The organism is Streptomyces sp. NPDC093546 (assembly GCF_044765045.1).
Classification (GTDB): Bacteria; Actinomycetota; Actinomycetes; order Streptomycetales; family Streptomycetaceae; genus Streptomyces.
In genome coordinates, this window is record NZ_JBIWJG010000011.1 from 231,111 (window position 1) to 242,539 (window position 11,429).

The 11,429-nt window shown below is 71.9% G+C and carries 12 protein-coding genes; 4 read left to right on the forward strand and 8 right to left on the reverse strand.

All coding sequences use genetic code 11. From position 1 onward, the window contains the following. The 8 genes from ACIRNI_RS23990 to ACIRNI_RS24025 are packed head-to-tail and all read right to left on the reverse strand — an operon-like array spanning position 1 to position 6,605. A complete protein-coding gene (locus ACIRNI_RS23990) occupies positions 1–1,998 on the reverse strand; it encodes an NADH-quinone oxidoreductase subunit L (RefSeq protein WP_403554100.1) in 1,998 nt (665 codons plus the stop codon). Continuing rightward, positions 1,995–2,348, reverse strand: coding sequence for an NADH-quinone oxidoreductase subunit NuoK (gene nuoK, locus ACIRNI_RS23995; RefSeq protein WP_355366651.1), 354 nt, complete (start codon positions 2,346–2,348; stop codon positions 1,995–1,997). Before nuoK ends, ACIRNI_RS23990 begins: the two co-directional genes overlap by 4 nt. After that, positions 2,348–2,944, reverse strand: coding sequence for an NADH-quinone oxidoreductase subunit J (locus tag ACIRNI_RS24000; protein ID WP_403554102.1), 597 nt, complete (start codon positions 2,942–2,944; stop codon positions 2,348–2,350). The genes nuoK and ACIRNI_RS24000 overlap by 1 nt, the downstream gene beginning before the upstream one ends. Further along, positions 2,941–3,558 (reverse strand): NuoI/complex I 23 kDa subunit family protein, encoded by a 618-nt coding sequence (locus tag ACIRNI_RS24005; RefSeq protein ID WP_403554103.1) that lies wholly within the window; start codon positions 3,556–3,558, stop codon positions 2,941–2,943. The genes ACIRNI_RS24000 and ACIRNI_RS24005 overlap by 4 nt, the downstream gene beginning before the upstream one ends. Further along, positions 3,558–4,526, reverse strand: a complete 969-nt coding sequence (locus ACIRNI_RS24010; RefSeq protein ID WP_403554105.1) for an NADH-quinone oxidoreductase subunit H — start codon at positions 4,524–4,526, stop codon at positions 3,558–3,560. The genes ACIRNI_RS24005 and ACIRNI_RS24010 overlap by 1 nt, the downstream gene beginning before the upstream one ends. After that, positions 4,523–5,587: an NADH-quinone oxidoreductase subunit C gene (locus ACIRNI_RS24015; RefSeq protein WP_403554107.1), complete on the reverse strand. Its 1,065-nt coding sequence runs from the start codon at positions 5,585–5,587 to the stop codon at positions 4,523–4,525. Before ACIRNI_RS24015 ends, ACIRNI_RS24010 begins: the two co-directional genes overlap by 4 nt. Further along, positions 5,584–6,213 carry an NADH-quinone oxidoreductase subunit B gene (locus ACIRNI_RS24020; protein ID WP_403554108.1) on the reverse strand — a complete coding sequence of 210 codons (630 nt, stop codon included), beginning with the start codon at positions 6,211–6,213 and terminating at the stop codon, positions 5,584–5,586. The genes ACIRNI_RS24015 and ACIRNI_RS24020 overlap by 4 nt, the downstream gene beginning before the upstream one ends. Continuing rightward, a complete protein-coding gene (locus ACIRNI_RS24025; RefSeq protein WP_355366633.1) occupies positions 6,204–6,605 on the reverse strand; it encodes an NADH-quinone oxidoreductase subunit A in 402 nt (133 codons plus the stop codon). The genes ACIRNI_RS24020 and ACIRNI_RS24025 overlap by 10 nt, the downstream gene beginning before the upstream one ends. Positions 6,606–6,819: 214 nt before the next feature. Here ACIRNI_RS24025 and ACIRNI_RS24030 point away from each other — a divergent pair, with 214 nt between their 5' ends. The 4 genes from ACIRNI_RS24030 to ACIRNI_RS24045 all read left to right on the forward strand — a co-directional run. Continuing rightward, positions 6,820–7,980 (forward strand): sensor histidine kinase, encoded by a 1,161-nt coding sequence (locus ACIRNI_RS24030; RefSeq protein ID WP_403554109.1) that lies wholly within the window; start codon positions 6,820–6,822, stop codon positions 7,978–7,980. A 161-nt stretch (positions 7,981–8,141) separates the two neighbouring features. Beyond that, positions 8,142–9,464, forward strand: a complete 1,323-nt coding sequence (locus ACIRNI_RS24035) for a sensor histidine kinase (RefSeq protein WP_403554110.1) — start codon at positions 8,142–8,144, stop codon at positions 9,462–9,464. A 113-nt stretch (positions 9,465–9,577) separates the two neighbouring features. After that, positions 9,578–10,279, forward strand: a complete 702-nt coding sequence (locus ACIRNI_RS24040) for a response regulator (RefSeq protein ID WP_403554112.1) — start codon at positions 9,578–9,580, stop codon at positions 10,277–10,279. Positions 10,280–10,565: 286 nt separating this feature from the next. Next, positions 10,566–11,429 (forward strand): 2-oxoacid:acceptor oxidoreductase family protein (locus ACIRNI_RS24045; protein WP_403554114.1); only part of this gene is annotated, 864 nt, incomplete at its 3' end.

An 11,429-nucleotide genomic window follows, 5' to 3' on the forward strand; every position in this document is an offset into this window, starting at 1 on the left:
TCACGCTCCGGCGGCGACGAGTACGGCGGCGATCGCCAGGACGACGGAGCCGGCCAGCAGGACGCTGAGGTAGGTCTGCACATTGCCGGTCTGGGCGCGGCGTACGGCCCGGCCGAGCAGGTGCGTGCCGCTGCCCGCGCCGCGTACGTAGGTCTCGACGACCTCCCGGTCGAGGAAGCTGACCAGGGAGGCCGCGGCCCGGACGGGGCGTACGAAGAGGGCGGAGTAGACGGCGTCGAGGCGGAAGCCGGCGGCGGCGTGGCGGTGCAGCGGGCCGAGCAGCAGGCGTCCGGGGTCGGGGGCCGACGCGATATCGCCGTAGGCGGGGGTGTGGCTGGCGATGGCCTCCTCCTCGGAGACGGCCGGCTCCTCCCGGGGGTGGGCGGCGACCGCGCCGAGCGGGGTGCGGGCGGCCTTCGCCGTGCCCGCTTTGGATGTCACCGCGTGCCAGGCCGCATAAGTGACCAGTCCGCCGACGAGCGCGATGCCCGTGCCGAGCACCGCCGTGGTGACGGTGGGGGTGAGCTCCTGGCCGTCGAACCAGTCGCCCAGGTAGCCGGCGGTGAGGCCGAAGGCGAGGGACGGGACGGCGAGCACCCACAGGACGCCGTTCATGACCAGCGGCTGGCGGCCGTGGTCGGGGGCCTCGGTGCCGCGGCCCCGGAAGGCCAGCAGCCACAGGCGCGTCGCGTAGGCGGCGGTGAGGAAGGCGGTGATCAGACCGGAGACGAGCACGATCCAGCCCGCCCCGGCGGGGGCGACGGCCCGGTCGCCGAGCGCGGTGTGCTCGGCGGCCACGAGCACGGCCTCCTTGGAGAAGAAGCCGGCGAACGGCGGGATCGCGGCGAGCGCGAGCAGCGCGACCGTCATCGTCCAGTAGGCGTCGGGGATGCGCCCGGCGAGGCCCCGCATGCGGGACATGGCGGCCAAGGAGTTGGTGCCGGCGGCATGGATGATCACGCCGGCGGCGAGGAAGAGCAGCGCCTTGAAGGCGCCGTGCGACAGGAGGTGGAAGACGGCGGCGCCGCGGTCGCCGACGGCCAGGGCGCCCGACATGTAGCCGAGCTGACCGATGGTCGAGTACGCGAGCACGCGCTTGATGTCGTCCTGGGCCAGGGCGGCCAGTCCGGAGCCCACCATCGTGACGGCGGCCATCACGGCGAGCACGGTCATGGCAGCCGCGGAGGCGGCGAAGAGCGGGAGGAGGCGGGCCACGAAGTAGATACCGGCGGCGACCATGGTCGCGGCGTGGATCAGCGCGGAGACCGGCGTCGGGCCGGCCATCGCGTCGGGCAGCCAGGTGTGCAGCGGGAACTGCGCGGACTTGCCCGCCACACCGGCGAGGAGCAGCAGCGCCACCAGTGTCGGGTGGTCGATGCCATCGGCGGCGACGGCGCCGAGGATCCCGGTGATCCGGAACGTGCCGGCGTCGGCCGCCAGCGCGAAGAGACCGATGAGGAACGGGACGTCACCGAGCTTGGTGACGAGGAACGCCTTCAGGGAGGCGGCCCGCGCCTCGGGCGTCTCCCAGTAGTGGCCGACCAGGAAGTACGAGCAGATGCCCATGATCTCCCAGCCGACCAGCAGCACCATCAGGTCGCCTGAGTAGACGACGAGCAGCATCGCGGAGGTGAAGAGGGAGACGAGCGCCGCGTACGAGGGGTAACGCGGATCGTCGCGCAGATAGCCCGTCGAGTAGATCTGCACGCACGACGCGACCACGCCCACGAGGACGGCGGCGAGGGCGGCGAAGCCGTCCAGGTGGAGGGCGAGCTCGATGGGGACCGAGCCGGTCGGGGTGAGCTGGGTGGCCGCGTCGATCGCGCGGCCGCCCCCCTGCCGGACGGCGACCAGGACGGCCACCACGAGGGCGGCGAGCGTCGGCAGGACGGCCAGCGGGCGGACGAAGCCGGGCGCGGTGCGGCCGAGCAGCAGCCCGGCCAGGGCACCGAGGAACGGAAGGAGGGGGACGAGGACGGCGAGGGTCGTGGTGGTCACGCGGTGGCCTCGGCCTTCTCGTCGGGGGCGTCGTCGGGGCCCGGCGTCTCGGCGTTGTCGCGGAGCTTGTCGATGTCGGAGGTGCCGCGGTTGCGGTAGACCATCAGGACGATCGCCAGGCCGATGCCGATCTCGGCGGCGGCGATGGCGATGGTGAAGAGGGTGAGCGCCTGACCGGCATGGAGGGTGTCGCGGAGCCAGACGTCGAACGCGACGAGGTTGAGGTTGACCGCGTTGAGCATCAGCTCGACGGACATCAGGACCAGGATCGCGTTGCGGCGCGCGAGGACTCCGTACAGCCCCGTGCAGAAGAGCAGGACGGCGAGGACCGCGGGATAGGCGAGGTGCATCAGCGCTGCCCCTCCCGGTCGGTGGTCCGCCCGTCGGTCCGGCCGGCCGAGGCTCCGTCGGTCGCCCGGTCCTTGCGGGACAGGACGATCGCGCCGACGAGCGCGGCGAGGAGGAGGACGGAGAGCGCTTCGAAGGGCAGCACCCAGTGCCGGAAGAGGATCGAGCCGGACACCTTGGTGGAGCCCTGGACGGGCCCGTCCAGGTCGATCCAGGTGGTGCGGAACGCGTCGACGACCACCCAGATCAGGGCGGCCGCCGCGGCGACGGCCACCACGAGCGCGGCCGGCCGGTTGCCCGAGTCCGCGTCCGGGGAGCGGCCGATGGGTGCCTTGGTGAGCATGAGACCGAAGAGGAGGAGGACGACGACGGAACCGACGTAGATGAGCACCTGGACCCAGGCCACGAACTCGGCGGTGAGGAGGAGGTACTCGACGGCGATGCCGCCGAGTGCCACGACCAGCCACAGGGCGGCGTGCACCAGCTGCTTGGTGGTGACGGTGACGACGGCCGCGCCGAGGGTGACGATGCCGACGAGGAGGAAGGCGATCTCGACGCCCGTGGGCGACAGGAAGCCGTGGGCTGCGGCGAGGCTCACTCGCTGCCTCCCGTGGCCCCGGACGCATCGGTGCCCTCGGTGGACTGGGGGCCCTCGGCCGGCTCGGCGGCCTGGGCCGCCTCGGCCGCCTGGGCGGCGGCGAGCTTCTCCGCGGCCTTGCGGGCGGCGGCGATCTCCTTCGGCTCCTCGGCGCCCGGATCGAGGGCGGGCGGCTCCGGGACCGTCCACATCCACTCGCGGAGCTTGTCCCGCTCGTGGGTGAGGTCGTGGATGTCGGTCTCCGCGTACTCGAACTCCGGCGACCAGAACAGCGCGTCGAAAGGACACACCTCGATGCAGATACCGCAGTACATGCACAGCGCGAAGTCGATGGCGAACCGGTCGAGGACGTTGCGGCTGCGCTCACGCCCGCCCGGCGTGGCGGCCGGGACCGTCTCCTTGTGGGAGTCGATGTAGATGCACCAGTCGGGGCACTCGCGGGCGCAGAGCATGCAGACCGTGCAGTTCTCCTCGAACAGTCCGATCACGCCGCGGGTACGGGGCGGCAGTTCGGGCTGGGCGTCCGGGTACTGCGCGGTGTGACTCTTCTTCGTCATCGTGCGCAGCGTGACGGCCAGGCCCTTGGCGAGGCCGGATCCGGGAATCGGGGGCATCAGGGGTTCACCACCTTGACGATGCCGGTGAGGGCGATCTGGGCGAGGGCGAGCGGGACGAGCGTGGTCCAGGCGAGCTTCTGCAGCTGGTCCTCGCGCAGCCGCGGGTAGCTCACGCGCAGCCAGATCACGATGAAGGCCAGCACGGCCGTCTTGAGCAGGGTCCAGAGCCAGCCGAGCCCCTCGGCGCCGAAGGGGCCGTGCCAGCCGCCGAGGAAGAGGACGGTGGTCAGACCGCAGAGCACGACGATGCCGGCGTACTCGGCGAGGAGGAACAGCGCGAAGCGCAGGCCCGTGTACTCGGTGTACGCGCCGAAGATGATCTCGGAGTCGGCGACCGGCATGTCGAAGGGCGGGCGCTGGAGCTCGGCGAGGCCCGCGATGAAGAAGACCAGCGCGCCGACGATCTGCCACGGCAGCCACCACCACTCGAAGGCGTTGACGATGCCGGGGAGGGAGACGGTGCCGGCCGCCATGGCGACGGAGGCGGCGGCGAGCAGCATGGGCAGCTCGTACGCGAGCAGCTGGGCGGCGGTGCGCAGGCCGCCGAGGAGGGAGAACTTGTTGGCGGACGCCCAGCCCGCCATGAGCGAGCCGAGCACGCCGACGCCCATGACGGCGAGCACGAAGAAGACGCCCGCGTCGACCAGGACGCCGACGGCGCCCTCGCTCGGCCCGATCGGGATGGCGACCAGGACGAGGAGATACGGAAGGAGGGCGACGGCGGGGGCGAGCTGGAAGATGCGGCGGTCGGCGTTGGCCGGGACCACGTCCTCCTTCTGCGCGAACTTCACCCCGTCCGCGACGAGCTGCGCCCAGCCGTGGAAGCCGCCGGCGTACATGGGGCCGAGGCGGCCCTGCATGTGCGCCATGACCTTGTGCTCCGTCTGTCCGATCACCAGGGGCAGGACGAGGAACACGGCGAAGACGGCGACCAGGCGGAGGGCGACGTCGAGCACGTCGTTCACGCGTCTCCTTCAGGTCGTTCGGGCTGTTCGGATCGCTCCGGTTGTTCGGGTCGCTCCGGCTGCTCCGGGCGTGCGGGTTGTGCGGGTCCTTCCGGGCGTCGCTGCTCTTCGGCGTCGGGCCCGGCGGCGGTGTCGTCGTCGAAGGCCGGGCGCGGGTTGTTCCAGGGCGCGTCCGCGCTGCGGGTGCGCGGCGGGGTCGGCGGCGCGGGCGTGGCCTCGGGCGCAGGCGTGGCCGCCTCCGGTGCTGCGGGCTCCGTGCGCTGGCTGGCCGAGCCGTCGCTCACGCTGCGCGCGCGGCGGGGCGTGCCGGTCGCCGGAGCCGCCGGGGCGGCGCCGGCAGCCGCCGGGTCCGCCGGGGCCGCCTGGCTCGCAGAGCCCTCGGCGGCCGTACGGGCGCGGCGTACCGGACGGTCGCCGGCAGCGGCACCGGCTGCACCAGCGGCGCGGGCCGGCCGTTCGCGGGCGGGGCGCGCCGGGGCAGGGGGGAGCTGGCCCTTGAGGGGGCCCCACTCGTTGGGGTCGGGCACGCCGGGCGGCAGCATCTGGCGGCGCTTGGGACCGCCGTGCTCGGATTCGCCCGGCTCCTTCGCGCCCGGCCACGCCTTGGCCACGCGCGCGGCCAGGACGAAGTCCTTGCGCAGCGGGTGGCCTTCGAAGTTCTCGGGCAGGAGGAGCGGCGCCAGGTTCGGGTGGTTCTCGAAGCGGACGCCGAACATCTCGTGTGTCTCGCGCTCGTGCCACGCGGCGCCCGCGTACACGCCGATGGCGGTCGGCAGCACCGGCGCGTCGTGCGGCACGGTCGTACGCAGCAGGAGACGGCGGACCGCTCCGTCGGCCAGGGCGACGACGTGGGCGCAGACGCGGAAGCCCGTCGCCGGTTCGTCGACCGCGCTCAGCCAGTCGAAGTAGGTGCAGCCCAGCTCGTCCCGGGCGGTTTCCAGCGCGGCGATCCAGGAGCCGGCCGGCACGTCGACCGTCAGCAGGTCGTACGCCCGCTCGGCGGTGGCCTCCTCGCCGAAGACCTCGGTGACGGATTCGGGGAGACGGTCGTACGCGTTCACGCCGAGCCTCCCGGGGACGGCGGCGGCACGGGGCCGCTGCGCAGCTGCGCGACCGAGGAGGGCCGCCCGTGGCCGTACCGCTCGCCCAGCGACTCGCGGGCGATCTTCTCCTGGAGCTTGAGGATGCCCTGGAGCAGCGCCTCGGGGCGCGGCGGGCAGCCCGGCACGTACACGTCGACGGGGATGATCTGGTCGACGCCCTTGGTCACGGCGTACGAGTCCCAGTACGGCCCGCCGCAGTTGGAGCAGGCGCCGAAGGAGATGACGTACTTCGGCTCCGGCATCTGCTCGTACAGCCGCTTCACCGCCGGGGCCATCTTGTCGGTGACGGTGCCGGAGACGACCATGAGGTCGGCCTGGCGCGGGCCGGGTGCGAACGGGATCACGCCGAGCCGGATGAAGTCGTGCCGGGCCATCGACGCGGCGATGAACTCGATCGCGCAGCAGGCCAGTCCGAAGTTGAAGACCCACAGGCTGTAGCGGCGGCCCCAGTTCAGGACCACCTTCATCGGCTCGGGGGCGAGCCGGGACAGGACGCCGAGCCTCTTCGGCTCGGGCAGGTCCACAGGGCTCGCAGGGGCCACAGAGGCCACAGGCGTCTCGGGAGTCACAGGGGTTACGTCCATGTCAGGACGCCCTTCTTGTACGCGTAGAGCAGTCCTACGGCGAGGAAGCCGAGGAAGATGAACATCTCGACCAGCGTCGTGGCGCCGTACCCCGGCGCTGCGAAGACCGTCGCCCAGGGGAAGAGGAAGATGGAGTCGACGGCGAAGATGACGTACAGAAAAGAGTAGACGTAGTAACGGACCTGGGTGTGGGCCCAGCCCTCGCCCACCGGGTCGACGCCGCACTCGTAGGTGAGCATCTTCTCCTGCGTGGGCACGACGGGCCGGAGGAGCCGGCCGGCCGCGAAGGCGACGGCGACGAAGAGCACCCCGAGCAGCGCCAGTAGCCCTACTACCGAGTAGCTTTGGAAGTAGTCGACGGCGAGTACGGTCCCCACGGTCGGTTCGGGCACGTCCGTGTTCCTCGCTCCCTGCCACGCGGCTGCTGTTGCGGCTGTTGTTTATGCGTTCTCTACGCACGGGAGTGTAGGCCCTGGCAAAGCGCGGGTAATCAGCCGTGCCGCACTTCGGCGGCGCCCGGGTGGCCCGTGAGGTGGGGTTAGCCCTACTCCACTCCCCCTACGAGCCCCATGGCGTGGGCGTGCACGGCCGGGCACGCTGGTCCGCATGACCGCACGCACCGCACCGCGCTTCGCCCTCGGCCGGCAGGCCTGGAGGGAGGTCGCGTACCTCCTGTCCAATCTCCCGGTCGCCGTGATCGGCTTTGTCTACGTGATGGTGGTGGTGGGCGTCGGCGTGGGCCTGTCGGTGACCGTCGTCGGGCTGCCGCTGCTCGCCGTCGGCCTCGCGGGGGCGCGGGTGCTCGGCCGGACGGAGCGGGCCCGGGCGCGGGCGCTGCTCGGCATACGGATCGACGAGCCGAGCCGGCTGCCGCACCGGCGCGGCGCCGGATTCTTCCCGTGGCTGTGGACGGGGCTGAAGGACCCGGTGGCCTGGCGGACGATGCTCTACGCGTTCGTCCGGCTGCCGTGGAGCGTGCTCACCTTCGCGGTGACGCTGGTGGGTCTCCTCGTGCTGTGGCCATTCCTCGGCTACATCGTGCGGGGCATGGCGGCCGTGGACGGGGCGGTGGCGCGCGGTCTGCTGTCCCCTTCCGACGAGTTGGAGCGGCGGATCGCGGAGCTGGAGTCGGACCGGGGCGTGGCCGTGGACACGGCAGCCGCCGATCTGCGCCGCATCGAACGCGACCTGCACGACGGCGCCCAGGCCCGCCTCGTCGCCCTCGCCATGGACCTGGGCCTCGCCAAGGAGAAGATGACCGAGGACCCCGAGGCCGCGGCGCGCATGGTCGAGGAGGCACACGGCGAGGTGAAGATCGCACTGCAGGAGCTCCGCGACCTGGCCCGCGGAATCCACCCCGCCGTCCTGACCGACCGAGGCCTGGACGCCGCCCTGTCCGCCGTCGCCTCCCGCTGCACCGTCCCGGTCAAGGTGTCCGTCGACCTGCCGGAGCGGCCCGCCCCGGCGATCGAGGGCATCGCCTACTTCACCGTCTCCGAGCTGCTGCAGAACGTGTCCAAGCATGCGGGGGCGCGCTCGGCGGCCGTCGAGGTATGGCGGGCGGACGGCCGGCTGCTCATACAGGTGACGGACGACGGCCATGGCGGCGCCCGGCTGGACGGCGGGACCGGCCTGCCCGGCCTGGAGGAACGCCTGGGCGCGGTCGACGGGCTGTTCACGGTGGAGTCACCGGCGGGCGGTCCGACCACCGTCACCGCCGAGCTGCCCTGGCGGCTCCGGGAGACCTCCCGCCCGGCCGCACGATAGCGGGCGCTGGGGGTGGGCCCACCCGCCTCGGGAGTAGGGAAAACCCCCGGTGAAGACGGAGACCGCCCTCATGGTGGGCGCGGCCCGGGCCCGGCAGCCTGAACACATGACGCAAGGGCGCGCAGTGCGCGACCGCGACTCGCAGAAACGGACAGACACCGATGGCCATGGCATACGGCTCGGGCACCACCCGGCACCACCGCGTTCCCGCGGCGCTGCGTGCGCCGTTGGAGGCGCGCACCTGGCGTGAGTTCGGCCACCTGCTGCTGGGCCTGCCGCTCAGCGTCTTCTACTTCACCGTCGCGCTGACGATGGCCTCGCTCGGCGCGGGGCTGCTCGTGACCTTCCTGGGCATACCCGTCCTCGCCGCCGGCCTCGCCGTGTGCCGCGGGTTCGGCGCGGTGGAGCGGGCTCGGGCGCGTGTGCTGCTGGGGGTGGAGATCGCCGACCCGGATCCGGTACGCGGCGGCCCCGGCCGCGGGCTGATGGCCCGGGTGGGCAGCCTGCTCAAGAGCGGCGTGTCCTGGCGGCACTTCCTCTACGCGGTGGTCCACATGCCCTGGGCGGCCTTCGCCTTCGCGGTGGCGGTGTCCTTCTGGTCGTACGGCTGGGCGCTGCTGACGTATCCGCTGTGGCAGTGGGTCTTCCCGGTGTACGCGGGCGTCGACGGGCTGCAGCTGTACGGCGACGGGACGCACAGCATCCACCTGGACTCGCCGGTCGAGCTGGCGCTGACGAGCCTGGTGGGGCTGCTGCTCTGGATGCTCACACCGTGGCTGATCCGTGCGCTGGCCACCGTCGACCGGCTGCTCGTCACGGGACTGCTCGGCCCGTCCCGGCTCGCCAGCCGGGTGTCGGAGCTGGAGTCGGACCGAGGCGTGGTCGTGGACACGGCAGCCGCCGATCTGCGCCGCATCGAACGCGACCTGCACGACGGCGCCCAGGCCCGCCTCGTCGCCCTCGCCATGGACCTGGGCCTCGCCAAGGAGAAGATGACCGAGGACCCCGAGGCCGCGGCGCGCATGGTCGAGGAGGCACACGGCGAGGTGAAGATCGCACTGCAGGAACTGCGCGACCTGGCACGCGGAATCCACCCCGCCGTCCTGACCGACCGAGGCCTGGACGCCGCCCTGTCCGCCGTCGCCTCCCGCTGCACCGTCCCGGTCTCGGTCGAGGTGGACCTCCCGGAGCGGCCCGCCCCGGCGATCGAGGGCATCGCCTACTTCACCGTCTCGGAGCTCCTGCAGAACGTGTCCAAGCACTCCGGTGCCACGCGGGCCGGTGTCGACGTGTGGCGGGTGGAGGACCGGCTGCTGCTCCAGGTGACGGACAACGGCCGCGGTGGCGCGCGGCTCGACGGCGGGACCGGCCTGGCGGGGCTGGCCGAGCGGCTGGACGCGGTCGACGGCGTCCTCGACGTGAAGTCACCGGCCGGTGGCCCGACCGCGATCATCGCCGAGTTGCCCTGGCGTGACCGGCCCTGACACACCCCTCGCCAGCTGCACACTCCCCCCCAAGTGGTTATCCACAGGCAGCCCATGACGGTCCGGATGCTGGAATGCTGTACCCCGGACGCGTAAACGCGTGGAACACATCAATGCGTGGGGGCTTCAGGATCGTGGGAGATGTGGAAGACCGAGTACGGGTGGTCATCGCCGAGGACTCCGTGCTCCTTCGGGAGGGGCTGACCCGGCTGCTGACCGACCGGGGGCACGACGTCGTCGCGGGGGTGGGTGACGGCGAGGCATTGATCAAGACAATTGACGACCTCGCGGCCCAGGGGGGCGTGCCGGACGTGGTGGTCGCCGATGTGCGGATGCCCCCGACGCACACCGACGAGGGGGTGCGGGCGGCGGTGCGCCTCCGCAAGGAGCACCCCGGCATCGGTGTCCTGGTGCTGTCGCAGTACGTGGAGGAGCGGTACGCCACGGAGCTGCTGGCCGGCAGCTCCCGGGGCGTGGGGTATCTGCTGAAGGACCGGGTCGCGGAGGTCCGCGAGTTCGTGGACGCGGTGGTGCGGGTGGCCCGGGGCGGTACGGCCCTGGACCCGGAGGTGGTGGCCCAGCTGCTGGGACGGAGCCGTAAGCAGGACGTCCTGGCGGGGCTCACGCCGCGGGAGCGGGAGGTCCTGGTGCTGATGGCGGAGGGGCGGACGAACTCCGCGATCGCGCGGCAGCTCATGGTGAGCGACGGCGCGGTGGAGAAGCACGTGAGCAGCATCTTCTTGAAGCTCGGCCTGGCCCCGAGCGAAGGTGATCACCGGCGGGTGCTCGCGGTGCTCACCTATCTGAACAGCTGATGCGTCCGAACAGCTGAGGGTCTGGCAGCGGAGGCGTCACAGCCCGCCGGCGCAGAACCGGAGGACCGGCCGGGAGCGTCGTTCACGCAGGAGTCGGGGGGAGACAAAGCATGATGAGTCCGGGTGTAAGGACGTTCCAAAATAACGTCCAACATTTGAGCGATCCAGGGAAGGCGACCCTTACGGACGTAGGGTGGGCCTTGGGAGCACCGGCCACCAGGCGGTCTTCCGAGCGTTCCCCCGCCGACGGCGGGGAGGCCCCTTGTCTCGAGGGAGGTCCAGTTCAGTGACCAGCCAGGTCAGCAGCCCGGCCGAACGGGCGGACGAGGCCGGCGAAGCCGACGAGGCTGTCGTCGGGGAACAGCGCGGCACGACGGCACGGCACGACGGCGAGAAGCAGGTACGTCGTCTGGATCGGGTGATCATCCGGTTCGCGGGTGACTCGGGTGACGGGATGCAGTTGACGGGTGACCGGTTCACCTCGGAGACGGCGTCGTTCGGCAACGACCTGTCCACGCTGCCGAACTTCCCCGCCGAGATCCGTGCCCCCGCCGGCACCCTGCCCGGTGTCTCGTCGTTCCAGCTCCACTTCGCCGACCACGACATCCTCACCCCGGGCGACGCCCCGGACGTGCTGGTCGCGATGAACCCCGCCGCCCTGAAGGCCAACATCGGCGACGTACCACGCGGCGGCGAGATCATCGTCAACACCGACGAGTTCGCCAAACGCGCCATGGCCAAGGTCGGCTACGACACCAGCCCGCTGGAGGACGGCTCGCTGGACGGCTACCACGTCCACCCCGTCCCGCTGACCACGCTCACGATCGAGGCGCTGAAGGACTTCGGCCTGCCCCGCAAGGAGGCCGAGCGGTCGAAGAACATGTTCGCGCTCGGCCTGCTGTCGTGGATGTACCACCGGCCCACCGAGGGCACGGAAAGATTCCTGCGCCAGAAGTTCGCCAAGAAGCCGCAGATCGCCGAGGCGAACGTGGCCGCCTTCCGCGCGGGCTGGAACTTCGGCGAGACCACCGAGGACTTCGCCGTCTCCTACGAGATCGCCCCCGCCACCCAGGCCTTCCCCACCGGCACCTACCGCAACATCTCCGGCAACCTGGCCCTGTCCTACGGGCTCATCGCGGCCTCCCGCCAG